Raw genomic sequence first — 16,180 nt, forward strand, 5'->3', positions numbered from 1 at the left:
GGTTAACGGATGAAATTAGCCACAATGAAAAACTCATCACGCGACGGGCGTTTGGTCGTGGTGTCTCGTGATTTAACTAAGTGTGTGACGGTTGAACACATCAGCCAAACAATGCAATCGGCTCTCGAAAACTGGGAGCAAGTGAGCGGGCAACTGGAAGAAGTGTATCAAGCCCTTAATGTCGGTGAAGTCGCCAATGCTGTGACATTCCAACAATCCGATTGTCATTCACCGTTACCACGTGCTTACCAGTGGGCAGACGGTTCAGCCTATGTGAACCATGTGGAGCTGGTGAGAAGAGCGCGTGGTGCGGAAATTCCAGAAAGTTTTTGGCATGATCCTTTGATGTATCAAGGTGGTTCTGATGCCTTTATTGGGCCTTGCGATGATATCCCGTTAGGCAGTGAAGAATGGGGCATCGACTTTGAAGGTGAAGTTGCTGTCGTGACTGGTGATGTACCGATGGGAGCGGGTTCGGAAGCTGCCGCAAAACACATTCGCTTATTAATGTTGCTGAACGATGTTTCACTGCGTGGCTTGATCCCTGGTGAACTGGCAAAAGGTTTTGGCTTTTTCCAGTCCAAGCCGTCTTCTGTGTTCTCTCCCGTTGCGGTGACTCCCGATGAACTCGGCGAATATTGGAAGGAATCAAAAGTACATTTGCCATTGGTTTCGACGTATAACAACCAGTTATTTGGTAAACCAAATGCAGGGGTTGATATGACCTTCGGTTTTGGTCAGCTGGTGGCTCATGCAGCCAAAACACGGCCTTTAGGGGCTGGGGCAATCATTGGTTCGGGCACGGTTTCCAATAAACAAGGTACGGACTTTGGTACATCCATTGACGAAGGGGGCGTGGGGTATTCGTGTATTGCTGAAATCCGAATGATCGAAACTATTCGCGACGGTAAACCTTCGACCAGCTTTATGAAGTTTGGCGATACTATAAAAATTGAAATGTTTGATGACAAGGGCGACTCGATTTTCGGTGCCATCGACCAAACTATTGTGCGTTATCACGCTGAATAAGAGGAAAGTAAATGTCTTCTGATAATGGTGAAATCACACTGTATGGGTATTGGCGTTCGTCAGCGGCGTATCGTGTTCGTATCGTCCTCAACCTGAAGCAGATCCCTTATCATTCACGTTCAGTCCATTTGGTGCGCGATGGTGGGGAGCAACACAGTGATGATTACCATGTGTTAAATCCTGCAGAGTTGGTGCCAACACTTGTTCACAATGATTTGGTGCTAAACCAGTCTTTAGCGATCATTGATTACTTAGAAGACATTTCCCCTCAATCTAGCGTCTATCCGGATGGAACGATGAAATATTTCGCAAAATCAATCGCCCAAGATGTCGCGATTGATATCCATCCGATTAACAACCTGAGAATTCTTCAATATTTGAAAGGAGAATTAGGTTGTAGCGAAGAAAGTACAAAAGCTTGGTACCAGCATTGGATAGAAATTGGGTTTGATAGTGTGGAGGAGAAACTGTCAAAATTGAGAGGCGTAACAAGCGGCAAGTTCGCGCTCGGTGATCACCCAAGTATCGTTGACGTTTGCTTGGTTCCTCAAGTTTACAACGCCCTCCGATTTGAAGTCGACATGACACGTTTCCCGATCATCCAGTCGATCTGGGTGCATGCTAAAACCCACCAAGCTTTTATCGATGCCGCTCCTGAAAATCAAAGTGACGCAGCTGTATAAGGCTGCCTGCTAAGTTTTACACCGATTAATCAGCAAGGGCGACAAAGTTTCGCCCCGCCTTTTTCGCTTTATAAAGGGCACCATCTGCGATATCTATTAACTCAACAGCTTTGTCACCTGTTTGAGGAACCTTTCCAGAAACACCGACGCTTATTGTGACATATTCACAACATGTCGAGTAAGCGTGGGGGATCTTTGCTTCTTCGACCGCTGTTCTTAATTCGTCTGCGTAGTTGGCTGCTTGAAATGAATCACAGCAAGGGATGAGTGCTAAGAATTCTTCACCGCCTACTCTTGATAACGTGGTAGTTGCCGATGGTGGGGTTACTGATTTTAAGATCTTAGCAACCTGTTTAAGGGCTTCGTCTCCCGCTATGTGTCCGTAGTTGTCGTTATACGGTTTGAAAAAATCGATGTCTAACAATACAACGCAAAGGTACTGTTCTTTTTCTATCGCTTGTGCCCAAATCTTAGATAAATAGTGATTGAAAAAAGTCCGGTTATGTACCCCAGTGAGCGCGTCAGTTTCCGACATTCTTTTGATTTTGTCGTTGGCAATAGAAAGTTCGGTAATCAGGGTTTCTCGTTCGACAGTTTCTTGAATCCACTGAATAGACCGTAGATGAAGTTTGCCAGCATAAAAAAAGAGATAAATGAGGCCTGTAATAATGATGGTCGCACCCGCTAAATATTGCTGTTGTCCGACAATCAAATAAAGGGAAATTGGCCCCATTAGCGCCCAAAAATAAGAGTGGAAAGCAGGGCGAAAATTGATGTGGTAGATAATGCCCCCAAAAGCAAGGCCAGAGGAGATCAGTACCACAGGTAGTTGTGCGTCCGCTTGCTCAGTTTGAAGTGTCAGGATAGCGCCTACGGCCCATACAAAACCAATAGCGGAAGACGACAAGGTATAACATACAAAGGTGGACCGAGAGCTCGCCGTTTTTGTGATCTTTCGGCTTAAATGGCGAATGTAGAAAAAACGCAGTGCTAACACGCAGGCAAGTGATAAGTACCACACGATCGCTTTTATCGAAGAATCAAATAAAACCTGAGCGAACACACAACACAGTAACCCGACAATGAGGTGATTGAGCGCGATAAAAGGGTAGCCATCAAACGCAGACTGATAAGCCGATTGCAGGGTTTTATGGGACAGAGATGAAGAGTTCACTCGAAGATTCTAATATACAGTTTATTATGCTGTTACTATAAATATATTGAATGAGTTTGCAATAATATTGTCAGCAAAGCTTTTCGCTAGAGCCCCTCTAGGTAAGACAACTTTTTCTAGTAAATCACGCGCATATAAATATCATTCCTTTTCCTTATTGATATATCGATAGATAAATCCTGAGTTTAGCTAGACGTAGCCCCAATTGACTCCTAACTTTACATTATGTCCGATTAAACTCGTGGGTAGGCAATGATGCAGTTAGCTAAACTATGTGCGATTTTGTTAGTGGCGTATTCAGTGTCAGCAATGAGCCAAACCTTGAATTCATTGACTTATTTAACCGAAGAATATCCGCCCTACAATTTTAGTGAAGAAGGCAAGATTACCGGTATCGCAGTGGATCTTTTACTCAAAGCTTCAGAGGAAGTGGGTGAGCAAATCTTGTGGGAAGATATTGCACTTCAGCCTTGGGCTAGGGCGTACCGCTCCACTCTAATTAAGCCAGACACCGTGCTTTTTTCAACAACTAGAACCACGCTACGAGAAAACCTGTTTTATTGGGTGGGGCCCATTTCTGAAACGCGGATTGTGATCCTAGCGAAGAAAAGTCATCAAATAAAAATTGAAGGACCAATGGATCTGGCTCAGTACCGTATAGGCGTCATTAGAGATGATGTGGGTGAACAGTTATTACTGGAAGCCGGAGTGCCGAGAGATTCTATTCAAGAAAATTCATATGCAGAAAACATTGCGCAGCAGATTCAAAAGGACAGAATTGACTTGTGGGCCTATGAAGAAAATGTGGCTAAATGGTGGATAGCAACTGCAGGCTTTAAAACGTCCGATTACGAAGTGGTGCATATACTACAAGAAGGCGAACTCTATTATGCCTTTAACAAAAACACGGATGTGAAAGTCATAAAACTATTGCAAAAAGGCGTGGATATGGTCAAAGAGACAGCCGATGAAAACGGGGTGAATAAATTCGATTCAATCTTGAACTTATACCGATAATTGCGTCAGATAATCAGAAGTATTTAAGCTAAAAGAAGCTACCTGTAGGCAGCTTCTTTTCATTTTCACTTATTGCATAAGGCCTTGTAGCATAGAAACCAGCTCATTTTCAGTTTGAGGCTCTTTGCTTAACTCAAACTCTGCTGACGCGCCTCCTTTGAGCATGTAGGCAGTTGTGCCGCAGTGATCATAGTGAAACCACTTACCGTTTACACATACGTCCGTGTAACATCTTGGGTCTTGTTTCAATTCCATATGACTCTCCATAAAATAACATTTGCCTAACAAGTTTTAATCTAGTTGATTACATAAGTCTCAAAATTGATTTAGATCAAAGTGAGTATCATTGTTTTTATTGTGGATATTAATTTAAGACTAAAGTGGTATGAATAATTTGGCTATAACGAATACAGGAAGCATACCTAAGAAAGATAGAACTTGATTGATACTCCAATCCCACATACGCTTTCTGGCTATAATTAGGCTTAACAGCTTGTTTTCTATGAAGTGACCAATAATGACCAATATTTTTATCGTCGTCGTTCTACTTGTTGTGTTTTTTTACTTTATCCAAAAGTATGTAATCAAACATGATGATACGAAAGACCACGCGTACCACAAAAAAAGTAGCCTAATGACGATGCAAGAAGCTGCTTTTTATAATGCGTTAAAGGCTGCGGTTGGGGAACATGGCGCGGTGTTTTCTAAGGTGAACATGGCTAACGTTCTAGCACCAGCCAAGTCCAACAATAAGAAAAACTGGTTTATCGCAAGCAGCAAAATTTCCAGAAGCTATTTCGATTTTGTGGTGTGTGACCCAAGAACGCTTGAAGTTAGGGTTATCGTCGAGTTTGATAATGGGAAAGAGCTAGATAAAGGCAAAGTAGAGCGCGAAAAGCTACTGATGCACGTGTGCAAATCAGCAGGTGTGCCTTTGATTGGTGCTTCAGTAAAACACAGTTATCAAGTAAGCCGCCTAAAACGTTTGTTAGCAGCGCATATTGATCTTATTGAGCCTTCGAAAGAAGTGCGCTTTTGTCGTAAATGCGGCAGCCCAATGGTTATTAAGATTGCCAGCCAAGGTGATTTCAAAGGCCGTCGATTCTTCACATGTAGCCGTCAACCTAACTGTACTTATACTGAAAATTACAACGTAGTCTTCGAAACTGAAGATGAATAGTGAATAAATTCATCACCGAATTTCTCTATAACACCTATAGTTAGCTATAGGTGTTAGCAAGAAGGGTGGCTGAATGAGATATCTAACTTTATTTCTTTGTTTATTCTGTACTATTTCTTACGCAGACCCTCATTCGATCACGCTTAAACTTCCCGCCGTAAAAGACAATATTCACCTGTACTACCATGAGTTACTCCAGCGTTCGCTAGCACTGATAGGGGTTGAACTGGTTATTGAGATACCAACAGAACACATCCCTCAGAAACGCATGGTCAAAATGGTTGAGAAAGATCAGCTATCTCTTATCTGGTTAATTCAAACTGATGAACGAGACAAAAAATATGGGTATATTGATGTTCCGTTAACCAATGGTCTAATTGGTCACCGCGTATTACTTATCCCTAAAGGCTCACAACGCTATTACCAAAGTATTTCAGATTTGTCTGAATTACAAAAAAGTGGCTTAGTGGGTGGGTTAGGTATGAATTGGTATGATGAAAAAGTCTGGAAAGCCAATGACCTGCCTGTTTATATTCAAGACGGAGAGTGGCGAGCGCTCTATGAAATGTTGTCAGGTTCTGGAGAAGTGAATTACTTCCCGAGAGGAGTGACAGAAGTGGTTAATGAAGCCTTGTTTAACCCGCAGTTAGAGATAGAGAAAAGTCTTTTACTTGTTTACGAACGTGATTTCCGTTTTTACTTGAGCGAAAGTGCAACACGCTACCAGCCCGTTTTAGAGCGAGCGTTACAGCATGCAAGAAAGACAGGCCTAATAGACGAGATGGTGGCAAAGTACTGGCGTAACGATTTTGAAGAACTACAAATTGACAGCCGTACTCGTATTGAGCTTCGTTCGCCATAGTAGAGTCACTTTTCTTAGAATATTGATATCGCTAATACTGTGATATTGCTCAAGTTATTAGGCTCGGTGGTGTTTAAATTATATTCGTATTGGTGCTAATAAGAGCAAACGGTCACTTTCACATAAATTTGTACTTGCACGTCTCTAATTCAGTCGTTAATATCCTCCTCGTTCTAAAGGAATGCGTCCGTAGCTCAGTTGGTTAGAGTACCGCCTTGACATGGCGGGGGTCGGTGATTCGAGTTCACTCGGACGCACCATTCCTTCTGTTGTTTTTGTCAAGCAACAACGATTGATTTAGTCACAATTCGTTTGATAGAAGATTTAGAACATAGTGCGTCCGTAGCTCAGTTGGTTAGAGTACCGCCTTGACATGGCGGGGGTCGGTGATTCGAGTTCACTCGGACGCACCATTATTCGTTCTTTATGAACAAACAAAAAAGCCCGCTTTTATAGCGGGCTTTTTTGTGTCTGTAATATTATGCTTCATATGAGGTTTGTCTAATTCTGGGTGTCTAAGAGTTGAATTGTTCTCTTTCGATTGGAAGTGACACTATATTTGAAGCTGATATGGCTAAGAATATTTAGAAGGCTTTTTTGCTAACAGTACCAGGTTAGTAAACGATTTAGCTTAACCTGGCATTTAGAGAGGTACACAGCAAGCACCTAATAGGGAAAAGCGCTGCTACAACTGTATTCTTTTAGGAATGAAGATACTTGGGACTTCAGAGATACCTTCCTTTTCAGCCATGGCGGCTAGCGCAACTTCAGAAGCAAGGCGAATGTGCTCAGTACATGCGTTATGTGCTGCTTCACAATCACGTTTGAGTATCGCATCAACGATAGCACTCATTTCTTGAATGCTCTGCATGTAGCGGTTTTCTTGGGAGATCGACGTCGCGCGAAGTAGGTTTATACGAGCCTGTTGTTGGCGCAATAGCTTGGCAGCTGTCTGGTTCCCACAGCCTTCATAAAGTAACTCATAGAAATCATTCACGCTGTCGAGAATGTTTGCCACATTATTTTGTGTGAGTCGGCGGGTAAGTAAATGAAGTGTTGTTTCAAGCATCTGTAGTTGTTTGTCGGTCGCGTTGAGCGTATATAACTGAACAACCAAGCTTTCTAAACTCACACGTAACTCGTATATCTCTTTCGCGGTTTCCAGCGTCAGCCGTGTAACTATTGGACCTTTGTTCTCAAGGTAGTCAACCAGTCCTTCTGACTCTAAGTGCCTGAGCGCTTCACGAACTGAACTGCGGCTCACGCCAAGCAAGTCACAAAGATCACGTTCAACTAGACGGTCTCCAGGCATAAGTTGGAAGTTCATGATCGCGCTTCTAAGAGTTCTAAGCACTTGTTCGCGTAAAGGAATACGATTGTTGTCAATCTTGGTTAATTGCGAAGCTTGCCTAATCATGTTTTATTCTCACTACTTTTGAGCATTTCATTGCGGAATTACGATGAAGCTAAGTAAATTCTGGGTTTGTACTATTTTTAATAAGTGATTTAGCACTCGAGTTTTCGATTATAAGTGATTGTTAATACCAATGTTAATCTATTTTATATTGATGTTGTTATACAGCTAGAATACGAATGGAACTTTATTCTGCACCTTCTACAATGACGACCTCTGCTGTCGCTACGCCCTGGCGGTGTATTGCTGCTTGTTGGTAAGCGTCTGAATGATAACAATTAAGAGCATCATTGAATGATGAAAACTCAATAACAACATGACGATGTCGCTCATTGCCTTCTAGCTGTTGATACCGCCCCCCGCGAGCTAACATTTTTACCTTATAAGGCGCAAAAGCCTTGGGAGCGAGATCGGTGTAATTTTTATACTTATCGATATCATGAACGGTAACGTGAGCTATCCAATATCCTTTCATAATGTACTCCTAATTACGTAATGTGATGGAAAGGGAAAAATGCCCCACGTTAATGGGGCGCTTTGGATGAAGAGGGAACTAAATTATGTGTGGCTCTTACTTAAATTCCGGCATGACTTTGTCAATAAACAACTGTAGCGATTTTTTCTTTTCTTCAAAACTTAAGCTGTTGTCAGCCCAATAGCTGTATTGGCTGATGCCTAATGTCTCGTAGTACTTAAGGCGAGCAACCATGTCCTCTGGCGTACCAATCGCAAGATTGTTGCGGAGCGTTTCTTTACTAAAGCTCTCACCTAAATCCTCACTACTTAAGTGTTGAACAAACCCGTCATTTGGAGTCTGGTTGTTTCGAGCCCATGCCATGAACATGGAATACCAACGATGCAAAGCGTCTGTTCCAGCTGCTAAATCTTGCTCGTTTTCACCAACAAAAGTATGACGTAGTAGCATGATGTCAGGTCGGTCAACTTGAGGGTTATTAGAGCAGGCTTCATTGAATTTGTTCATTAAGTCTTGGACTTCTTCATCATTCTTTTGCAACGGTGTCACCATTACGTTACAGCCATTACTGATAGCAAAGTTATGCGAGTCTGGATCTCGTGCTGCTACCCACATTGGCGGATAAGGTTGTTGAAGAGGCTTGGGAACACTTGTCGTTGTAGGGAATTGAAATAGCGCGCCTTCATGTGCGTAGTCACCAGCCCATAGCTTTTGGAGGGCTGGTACCATTTCTCGCAAATACTTACCGCCGTCAGCTGCAGGCATGCCATTCATCAAGCGGTCGAATTCAGCTTGGTAAGCTCCACGTGCAATACCAAACTCTAAACGTCCATCACACATGATATCAGCAAGGGCGGCTTCTCCAGCCAGTTTTACTGGGTGCCAAAACGGTGCGATAAACGTACCGGCGCCTAGGCGTATAGTACTGGTTTTGTTTGCAAGGTACGTGATGTAGTTAATCGGGTTTGGAGCAATAGTGAATTCCATTCCATGATGCTCACCAACCCAAGCCATCTCAAAGCCACCTTGTTCAGCGATCTGCACTAGTTCAGTAAGTTCCGCTAGTGATTCTTTATGAGTTTTATTGTCGTCGTAGCGTTCCATGTGCAGAAAAAGCGAAAATTTCATAGAAGTATCCTTTCAGTTATGTTTTGAAAGAGGCTTTGTAGGAAGCCTCTATGTTTCAAGCTATTGAATTTATTTAGTAAGAGCTGACGTTGGCTCTAATGATTTAATCGGTGTTTTACTTAATGGTTGTGGTGTGGCTTGGTATTCGGTGCTTATGTACAGATCTTTCATAAAGCAGTAAGCCATAATGATTAAGACAACTGAGAACGGTAGTGCTGCTGCAATTGAAGCCGCTTGTAGTCCTTCCAGCCCGCCAGCCATGAGCAATATGCCAGCCACAATACCTAATCCAGCTCCCCATATAACGCGCATCTTGATTGGTGGGTGATTACCGCCCATCGACAAAATAGTACATATTACTAGCGTTGCGGAATCCGCAGAGGTCACAAACCAAGAAATAATCATAAGGGTCGCGAGCGCTGCCATTGGCCATGTTAGCCATTGAACATTCAGTGCTTCGATTGTGCTGTATAGCACCATGGTTAGGTTTTCGTTAACGACTGAAGTAAGGTCGCTCGCGGTATACAACTCTATGTAAGTTGCTGTTCCGCCCATAATGGTTATCCATGTAAAGGCTCCAAGTGTACTTGCCAGCACTCCACCTAACATTAGCTCACGAATAGTTCGTCCTTTTGAGATACGAGCAATGAAAATACCTACATATGGACCCCAACTTAACCACCATGCCCAATAGAAAACAGTCCACCATCCTTGCCATTGACGTTCAGGTTGAGGATCGACCCAAAGAGACATGCCAATGAAGCTCGCTAAGTAGTCACCCATATTGGTAAAGAAAGTGCTAAATAGATAAACGGTAGGGCCTGCAATTAGGAAAAAACCGAATAACACGCAGCTAATTCTTACATTCCATTGGCTAAGAAGTTTTATGCCTTTCTGCAAACCTGATACAGCAGAGAAGGTCGCAATTGATCCTACAACAACAATTAAAATCAATTGGTTAACTGAGTTGATCTCAATGTCAAACAAGTAGTTAAGTCCGGCATTCATTTGTGAAACACCAAGGCCTAGCGTTGTCGCGGTACCAAATAAAGTACTGAATATCGCGAGCAGATCGACCGCGTGTCCAATTGGCCCATAAATACGGTCACCTAATATTGGGTAAAGCGCAGAACGGATAGTAAGAGGTAGACCTTTTCTATAAGCGAAATACGCTAAAATTAATCCGACTAATACGTACACACTCCAAGCATTTAGGCCCCAATGAAAAATGGTTATACGCATTCCTATCTGGGCTGCTTCTGCTGTGCTTGCACCAACATTAGCCATTTCCGCAAAGGGGTTACCTTGGATATAAGTCAATGGCTCGGCAATACTCCAAAACATGAGTCCAGTACCTACGGCTGCGCTGAACAACATGGCAAACCAAGTAAAGTTATTGAATTCAGGTCTATCCGAATCTTTGCCTAAACGTACCTTACCGAATTGACTGAACGCTACCCATACGGAGAATACGAATATGACTGCAACGGCTCCGATGTAGTACCAACCAAGGTTGGTTGTTATCCAACTTTTCACACCACTATAGACAGTATTGGCTAAGTCTATCTGTAGTACTGAAAAGAGAACGAATGCTGAAACCATTGCTAACGAGGCAATGGTCATAGTTTGGTTAACCCCTTGAAATATTCCCTGGTTGTTAACCATGTTACGGTTGGAATTCATAGCAGGATTGCTCCTTTACACGCTGTATGTTTGCATCTTGGATAAACAACAGCAGCCCTCAGACTACATTACCTCTAGACACCCTTTTTTATATCGCCGACCAATTCCTTGGCTGACTCGTTATGTGATTTCTTGGTATACCATAGCATTTTAAATACACACATCAATTGCTGTTATTAACATTGAGTTAACAATTGTATTCATTTAAGTTGTTGAAATTAAAGGTTAATATTTTGTATTTCTGGTTTTTTAACAAATTCAAATAATTTTAGGAATGTTATGTTTTGTGATCGTTGTTGATATTTTAAACAAAACAATTCCGGTTGGAATTAGAGTTGATTGTGTTTTAAGTTATTGTTTTATGGTTATTAATTCTTGTTTTTTCTAATTCTCGCTTTCAACTATTAGACTAAAGTCATTTCTTTTTATGTGAAAACTTTGGTATACCATAATACAGGTTGAGCGATAACACCGTTTCTATCGCTTAGAGGCATATATGTAAAAAGGAAAAATCAATGGCGTTTAATATCCGAAAGATCTGCACTTATATTGAAGAAACTCGCATAGAAGGCGGCAAAGTAGGCGATAAACCGGTAAAGATGGCAGCAGTTGCAGTCGTTATTGAAAACCCTTGGCATGGGAGAGGGTTTGTTGAAAACCTACGCCCAGAAGTGACTGAGCATTGTTCTGATTTGGGTGCTCTTATCGTAGACAAGCTAGTTGGAGTTATGGGTGGAGCTGAAAATATTGAAGCTTATGGAAAGGCTGCGGTTGTCGGTATGGAAGGTGAAATCGAACATGCTTCAGCGGTAATCCACACACTGCGTTTCGGTAATCATTATCGTGAGGCGGTTGAAGCTAAAAGCTATTTGAGCTTTACCAACAAACGTGGCGCGGGTGGTACATCTATTCAAATTCCAATGATGCACAAAGATGATGAAGGGCTTCGATCTCACTACGTTACGCTTGAAATGAAAATTGAGGATGCGCCTGCAGCGAATGAAATTGTTGTGGTTCTTGGTGCTTCTGATGGAGGGCGCGTACACCCTCGTATTGGCAATCGATATATTGATCTTGAAGAGCTTGCTCAAGAGAAAGCCGCTGAAAAGTCAAAATAAGGAATCGATATGGAGAGCATGAAATTAGTTGATGGAACCAGCTACTTTTCATGTGGAGATGGCGAAACAGTCATCTTCATTCATGGTGTAGGTTTGGACAAGTCAATGTGGGGTGGCCAAATAGTTGGCCTTGCTAAGCAGTATCGCATTATTAGTTATGACATGTTGGGTCATGGTGAGAGTCCTGAGCCTCAAAGTGGAGATACAGTCGAAGCTTATGCAGAGCAGCTCGAACGCTTAATTAAGGAACTTAAAATTGAGAGTCCAGTAACAGTGGTGGGCTTCTCGATGGGAGGTTTAGTTGCTCGTGCTTTTGCGCTGAAATATTCGCATAGAGTCGACAGGCTCGTTGTACTTAATAGCGTCTTCAATCGCACTGAAGAGCAACGTAAAAATGTACTTTTACGATGCAAAGATGTTGAGAAGTTCGGACCTGGAGCAAATGTTGATGCGGCTATTGAGCGTTGGTTTAGCATGGAGTATCGCGGAGCCAACCCTGCCCAGATAGCAGCCTTTGCTGAGCGTATTATCACAAATAGTAAAAATGGCTATTTACACACCTACAAGTTGTTTGGGGAGAGTGATAATTATGGCATTTCGAAATTACACAAGTTGGATGTTCCTACTTTGGTGGCGACTGGAGAACTTGATATAGGTTCTACGCCGGAAATGGCTCATGGCTTGGCGCTGCACTTGCCACAAGCAAAAGTCATTGTACTTGAACAGCAACGTCACATGATGCCCGTCGAGTCACCACAAATAGTGAACAAGATGCTTCTTCGTTTTTTTGAAGAGCAGAAGATAAATGGGCCCAAAGAAAAGGTGTTACAGGAGGTTATAAATGGCGCTTGAACAGTTTCAAATGTTAATTCACGGAGAGTGGGTTTCAGCAAATGCGGGTAAGACGTTCGAAAGTATTAACCCTGCAAATGAACAACCTTGGGCATCGTTTCCCTATGCTGATGAGCAGGATGTAGACCAAGCGGTTCGCTCAGCTCATCAGACATTTGAGTCGGAAAGCTGGTCTTCAACCACTCCTGCTCAACGAGGCAAACTTCTTCGTCGTCTTGGGGATTTAATAGCGGAAAACAAAGAACATTTGGCGCAATTAGAGAGCCGAGATAACGGAAAGTTGATCCGAGAAACCTTAGGTCAAGTCAGTTATTTACCTGAGTTTTTCTATTATTTTGCTGGTTTAGCAGACAAAGTCGAAGGCGAAACATTGGCTCTCGATAAGTCTGACATGTTTGCTTATACCGTTCGTGAACCATTGGGTGTCATTGCTGGAATTATCCCTTGGAACTCTCCGTTGTACCTGACAGCCATTAAGATAGCGCCAGCACTTGCAGCAGGTAATACGGTAGTACTTAAGCCTTCAGAACATGCGTCAGCAACATTGTTAGAGCTTGGCCGACTGGTGCTTGAGGCGGGTTTCCCTCCGGGTGCTGTCAACGTCATTACTGGGTTCGGTTTACCTTGTGGATCTGCGTTAACTCGCCATCCACTGGTTCGCAAGATTGCATTTACTGGCGGTAGCGAAAGTTCAAAGCATGTAATTAGAAACTCAGCAGAAAATTACGCCAAACTATCGCTGGAGCTAGGCGGAAAATCGCCGAATATCATCTTCAACGATGCCAATATCGACAGTGCTGTGAATGGTGCCGTAGCAGGTATTTTTGCCGCCGCAGGTCAAAGCTGTGTCTCTGGCTCTCGTTTATTAGTCCAGCAAGATATTTATGAAGAGTTTGTGGCTAAGTTGGCTGCTCGCGCCGAACGAATTGTGATAGGCGACCCATCGAAAGTGGAAACGGAAATGGGCCCTATGGCTACCCAAGCTCAGCTCGAAATTGTAGAACGCTATGTCGATATAGCGCTAACGGAAGGCGCTAAACTGCGCACTGGCGGCAAGCGTCCCGACATTACTCCTGGATGGTATTACACACCAACCATTTTAGAGTGTACCGATCATAACGCGACAGTTGTTCAGGAAGAAATTTTTGGTCCTGTTGCTACGGTCATTCCATTTTCTGATGAAGCTGAAGCATTGAAACTCGCCAATGACAGTAAATACGGACTGGCTGCAGGCATCTGGACTGAAAACTTAGCTAAAGCTCACCGAATGATCAAAGGCATCCGTTCAGGAATTGTCTGGGTAAACACTTATAGAGCAATCTCCGCTTCCGCTCCAATTGGTGGTTATGGTCAAAGTGGCTATGGAAGAGAATGTGGCAGCGATTCTATCAATGAGTTCACTCAACTGAAATCGGTTTGGATCAATACCTCCTCAGAGCCGATGGCTGACCCATTTACTATGCGTTAAGAAAGGAATCAACATGACAACACAACAACAAATCGACCAAGCCGTTTCGCCTGAATTGTATAAAAACATCATGGGTCAGTTTCCAACAGGCGTGACTGTTATTACGGCATATAACGATCTTGGTGACGTGGTAGGTTTTACTGCCAGTGCGTTTAGCGCGCTATCTATGGATCCTGCTTTGGTTTTGGTTTGCCCTAGCTACACCTCGGATTCCTATCCGGTTATTCGTGATACTCAAAAATTTGCAATCCACATATTGGCTGATGATCAACAGGGCGTTGCTTATCAGTTTGCCAAAAAGGGTATTGATAAATCCGAAGGGTTGAACATCAAACAAAGCAAACATGGTGTACCTGTTATTGAAGGTGCCTTGGCTGTCCTGGAATGTACCTTGTGGAATGACTACCCAGGAGGGGACCATGCCATTTTGGTTGGTCAAGTCGTGAATGCTGAACTCGCAAATACAGAACAAACTCATCCTTTACTTTACTGCCGTAGCAAAATGAGCTCATTGCCCAATATGAACGAATAGAGGAGTTATGTGGCCTCGATAAATATTCCAGAGAAGCAATGCACGTAGAGATTAAATTGAAATAGGCAGTGGGAGATTTTTGGTGAAATTATTGGACTCAAGCTTACTGAAGCAGACTTGCTACGTTGCTGGACAATGGGTAGCAGCAGAAGATGGCGCCACGGCACCTGTGTATAACCCATCCACCGGCGACATAGTCGCTTATGTCCCTGAACTAGGTCAGAAAGAGACATTGTCAGCGATTGAGGCGGCAGAGCAAGCGCAAAAGTTATGGAAGAAAAAAACGGCTAAAGAGCGCTCAGTCGTCCTGAAAAGTTGGTATCAACTGATTATCGATAATAGAGACGATCTTGCGTCGATTTTAACCACTGAGCAAGGTAAGCCATTTACGGAAGCAAAAGGTGAAATCGCATACGCGGCGAGTTTCATTGAGTGGTTTGCAGAAGAAGCAAAGCGCAGCTATGGCGAGGTCATTCCAAGCCACAAACCTAACTCGCGTCTTGTAGTCAGTAAGGAGCCAATTGGCGTTGTGGGTGCAATCACACCATGGAATTTCCCTGCTGCCATGATTACAAGAAAGTGCGGGCCTGCTTTCGCTGCGGGTTGCGCAGTAGTGTTGAAGCCAGCACCTGAAACACCACTTACTGCATTTGCACTTGCGGTACTTGCAGAAAGGGCAGGGATACCATCAGGTTTGTTTAACGTGATTACAGGCAACCCTGTTGAGATCGGGGGTGCACTGACTAAAAGTAAAGTCGTTAAGAAGATTTCATTCACAGGGTCTACCGCAATAGGCAAGTTATTGATGGAGCAATCAGCTTCAACGGTAAAGAAAATGTCACTAGAGCTGGGTGGTAATGCCCCATTTATTGTTTTTGATGATGCAGATCTAGATGCCGCGGTAGATGGCGTAATGATCGCAAAATTTAGAAATGCGGGTCAAACCTGCGTGTGTGCTAACCGTTTGTATGTACATGACACGGTTTACGAGGAGTTTGCAGAAAAGTTGATTTCGCGAGTTGCTGAGTTACGCGTAGCGGATGGTTTTTCCTCCGGGGCAACGATGGGCCCGTTAATAAATCAGGCTGCAGTACAGAAAATGCAAAGGCATATTGATGACGCCATCTCCAAAGGTGCAAAACAAGCCTTTGGTCAAGCTCAGCCTGCCGGGACCAATTTCTTTCCTCCCCAAGTGTTAACTGAAGTTAATGACGACATGCTGGTGGCTCGAGAAGAAACTTTTGGCCCGCTAGCAGCTCTGTTTAGATTCAAGTCTGATGATGAAGTTATTGCCCGTGCTAACGATACCGATTCAGGTCTAGCGGCCTACGCCTACACCGGTTCATTACAGCGTGCATGGCGAGTGAGCGAGGAGCTTGAATCAGGCATGGTGGGAATTAACGAGGGGCTTATCTCAACTGAGGTTGCACCTTTTGGCGGAGTAAAAGAGTCTGGCCTTGGCCGAGAAGGAGCACGCCAAGGGCTTGATGATTACTTAGAAACGAAATACGTCATGATGGGCGGCTTATAGGCCCTAAAGGCTACATAGAATTAGAAATTTAAAG

General features: G+C 43.4%; 16 protein-coding genes and 2 tRNA genes. 12 read left to right on the forward strand and 6 right to left on the reverse strand.

The window, feature by feature from the left end:
• Window positions 1–9 precede the first annotated feature (9 nt).
• Both ELZ11_RS04575 and maiA read left to right on the forward strand, forming a co-directional pair.
• Window positions 10–1,029: a fumarylacetoacetate hydrolase family protein gene (locus ELZ11_RS04575; RefSeq protein ID WP_137356178.1), complete on the forward strand. Its 1,020-nt coding sequence runs from the start codon at window positions 10–12 to the stop codon at window positions 1,027–1,029.
• An 11-nt stretch (window positions 1,030–1,040) separates the two neighbouring features.
• Entirely contained in the window at window positions 1,041–1,712 is a 672-nt protein-coding gene (gene maiA / locus ELZ11_RS04580; protein WP_137356179.1) for a maleylacetoacetate isomerase, read from the forward strand.
• A 25-nt stretch (window positions 1,713–1,737) separates the two neighbouring features.
• On the opposite strand, the gene ELZ11_RS04585 is transcribed toward maiA, so the two are convergent.
• Window positions 1,738–2,886 carry a GGDEF domain-containing protein gene (locus tag ELZ11_RS04585; RefSeq protein ID WP_137356180.1) on the reverse strand — a complete coding sequence of 383 codons (1,149 nt, stop codon included), beginning with the start codon at window positions 2,884–2,886 and terminating at the stop codon, window positions 1,738–1,740.
• A gap of 255 nt (window positions 2,887–3,141) precedes the next feature.
• Between ELZ11_RS04585 and ELZ11_RS04590 the strand changes: the two genes are divergently transcribed.
• On the forward strand, window positions 3,142–3,903 hold the full coding sequence (locus ELZ11_RS04590; protein ID WP_137356262.1) for a substrate-binding periplasmic protein: 762 nt from the start codon (window positions 3,142–3,144) through the stop codon (window positions 3,901–3,903).
• A gap of 69 nt (window positions 3,904–3,972) precedes the next feature.
• Here the strand turns inward: ELZ11_RS04590 and ELZ11_RS04595 are convergent, their stop codons facing one another.
• A complete protein-coding gene (locus ELZ11_RS04595; RefSeq protein ID WP_137356181.1) occupies window positions 3,973–4,158 on the reverse strand; it encodes a hypothetical protein in 186 nt (61 codons plus the stop codon).
• A gap of 262 nt (window positions 4,159–4,420) precedes the next feature.
• On the opposite strand from ELZ11_RS04595, the gene ELZ11_RS04600 reads away from it, so the two are divergent.
• The 4 genes from ELZ11_RS04600 (at window position 4,421) to ELZ11_RS04615 (ending at window position 6,358) form a co-directional block, all read left to right on the forward strand.
• Window positions 4,421–5,083, forward strand: a complete 663-nt coding sequence (locus ELZ11_RS04600) for a DUF2726 domain-containing protein (protein WP_137356182.1) — start codon at window positions 4,421–4,423, stop codon at window positions 5,081–5,083.
• Between the two features lie 73 nt (window positions 5,084–5,156).
• Window positions 5,157–5,945, forward strand: coding sequence for a hypothetical protein (locus ELZ11_RS04605; RefSeq protein WP_137356183.1), 789 nt, complete (start codon window positions 5,157–5,159; stop codon window positions 5,943–5,945).
• A gap of 183 nt (window positions 5,946–6,128) precedes the next feature.
• Window positions 6,129–6,205, forward strand: a tRNA-Val gene (locus tag ELZ11_RS04610).
• A gap of 76 nt (window positions 6,206–6,281) precedes the next feature.
• Window positions 6,282–6,358: transfer RNA gene (locus ELZ11_RS04615), tRNA-Val, on the forward strand.
• A 272-nt stretch (window positions 6,359–6,630) separates the two neighbouring features.
• Here ELZ11_RS04615 and ELZ11_RS04620 read toward each other — a convergent pair.
• From ELZ11_RS04620 to ELZ11_RS04635, 4 genes are all read right to left on the reverse strand, one after another.
• Window positions 6,631–7,362, reverse strand: a complete 732-nt coding sequence (locus ELZ11_RS04620; RefSeq protein WP_137356184.1) for a GntR family transcriptional regulator — start codon at window positions 7,360–7,362, stop codon at window positions 6,631–6,633.
• Between the two features lie 184 nt (window positions 7,363–7,546).
• Window positions 7,547–7,834, reverse strand: coding sequence for a DUF1330 domain-containing protein (locus tag ELZ11_RS04625; protein ID WP_137356185.1), 288 nt, complete (start codon window positions 7,832–7,834; stop codon window positions 7,547–7,549).
• A gap of 96 nt (window positions 7,835–7,930) precedes the next feature.
• Window positions 7,931–8,962, reverse strand: coding sequence for an LLM class flavin-dependent oxidoreductase (locus ELZ11_RS04630; protein ID WP_137356186.1), 1,032 nt, complete (start codon window positions 8,960–8,962; stop codon window positions 7,931–7,933).
• Between the two features lie 69 nt (window positions 8,963–9,031).
• The gene (locus ELZ11_RS04635; protein ID WP_137356187.1) at window positions 9,032–10,645 is read right to left on the reverse strand and encodes a BCCT family transporter; all 1,614 of its coding nucleotides are present in this window, start codon (window positions 10,643–10,645) and stop codon (window positions 9,032–9,034) included.
• A 515-nt stretch (window positions 10,646–11,160) separates the two neighbouring features.
• Here ELZ11_RS04635 and ELZ11_RS04640 point away from each other — a divergent pair.
• The 5 genes from ELZ11_RS04640 (at window position 11,161) to ELZ11_RS04660 (ending at window position 16,146) form a co-directional block, all read left to right on the forward strand.
• Window positions 11,161–11,763 (forward strand): amino acid synthesis family protein, encoded by a 603-nt coding sequence (locus ELZ11_RS04640; protein WP_137356188.1) that lies wholly within the window; start codon window positions 11,161–11,163, stop codon window positions 11,761–11,763.
• A 9-nt stretch (window positions 11,764–11,772) separates the two neighbouring features.
• Window positions 11,773–12,615 carry an alpha/beta fold hydrolase gene (locus ELZ11_RS04645; RefSeq protein ID WP_244291596.1) on the forward strand — a complete coding sequence of 281 codons (843 nt, stop codon included), beginning with the start codon at window positions 11,773–11,775 and terminating at the stop codon, window positions 12,613–12,615.
• The gene (locus tag ELZ11_RS04650; protein WP_137356189.1) at window positions 12,605–14,083 is read left to right on the forward strand and encodes an aldehyde dehydrogenase; all 1,479 of its coding nucleotides are present in this window, start codon (window positions 12,605–12,607) and stop codon (window positions 14,081–14,083) included. Before ELZ11_RS04645 ends, ELZ11_RS04650 begins: the two co-directional genes overlap by 11 nt.
• A gap of 13 nt (window positions 14,084–14,096) precedes the next feature.
• Window positions 14,097–14,615 carry a flavin reductase family protein gene (locus ELZ11_RS04655; protein WP_137356190.1) on the forward strand — a complete coding sequence of 173 codons (519 nt, stop codon included), beginning with the start codon at window positions 14,097–14,099 and terminating at the stop codon, window positions 14,613–14,615.
• A gap of 82 nt (window positions 14,616–14,697) precedes the next feature.
• Window positions 14,698–16,146 (forward strand): NAD-dependent succinate-semialdehyde dehydrogenase, encoded by a 1,449-nt coding sequence (locus tag ELZ11_RS04660; protein WP_137356191.1) that lies wholly within the window; start codon window positions 14,698–14,700, stop codon window positions 16,144–16,146.
• Window positions 16,147–16,180: the final 34 nt, after the last annotated feature.

It is taken from the genome of Vibrio profundi (assembly GCF_005281835.1).
Classification (GTDB): domain Bacteria; phylum Pseudomonadota; class Gammaproteobacteria; order Enterobacterales; family Vibrionaceae; genus Vibrio; species Vibrio profundi.

Coding starts and splice junctions, on each gene's coding strand:
- ELZ11_RS04575 (WP_137356178.1), top strand. CDS start 10: ATGAAATTAGCCACAATGAAAAACTCATCACGCGACGGGCGTTTGGTC.
- maiA (WP_137356179.1), top strand. CDS start 1,041: ATGTCTTCTGATAATGGTGAAATCACACTGTATGGGTATTGGCGTTCG.
- ELZ11_RS04590 (WP_137356262.1), top strand. CDS start 3,142: ATGCAGTTAGCTAAACTATGTGCGATTTTGTTAGTGGCGTATTCAGTG.
- ELZ11_RS04595 (WP_137356181.1), bottom strand. CDS start 4,158: ATGGAATTGAAACAAGACCCAAGATGTTACACGGACGTATGTGTAAAC.
- ELZ11_RS04600 (WP_137356182.1), top strand. CDS start 4,421: ATGACCAATATTTTTATCGTCGTCGTTCTACTTGTTGTGTTTTTTTAC.
- ELZ11_RS04605 (WP_137356183.1), top strand. CDS start 5,157: ATGAGATATCTAACTTTATTTCTTTGTTTATTCTGTACTATTTCTTAC.
- ELZ11_RS04620 (WP_137356184.1), bottom strand. CDS start 7,362: ATGATTAGGCAAGCTTCGCAATTAACCAAGATTGACAACAATCGTATT.
- ELZ11_RS04625 (WP_137356185.1), bottom strand. CDS start 7,834: ATGAAAGGATATTGGATAGCTCACGTTACCGTTCATGATATCGATAAG.
- ELZ11_RS04630 (WP_137356186.1), bottom strand. CDS start 8,962: ATGAAATTTTCGCTTTTTCTGCACATGGAACGCTACGACGACAATAAA.
- ELZ11_RS04635 (WP_137356187.1), bottom strand. CDS start 10,645: ATGAATTCCAACCGTAACATGGTTAACAACCAGGGAATATTTCAAGGG.
- ELZ11_RS04640 (WP_137356188.1), top strand. CDS start 11,161: ATGGCGTTTAATATCCGAAAGATCTGCACTTATATTGAAGAAACTCGC.
- ELZ11_RS04645 (WP_244291596.1), top strand. CDS start 11,773: ATGGAGAGCATGAAATTAGTTGATGGAACCAGCTACTTTTCATGTGGA.
- ELZ11_RS04650 (WP_137356189.1), top strand. CDS start 12,605: ATGGCGCTTGAACAGTTTCAAATGTTAATTCACGGAGAGTGGGTTTCA.
- ELZ11_RS04655 (WP_137356190.1), top strand. CDS start 14,097: ATGACAACACAACAACAAATCGACCAAGCCGTTTCGCCTGAATTGTAT.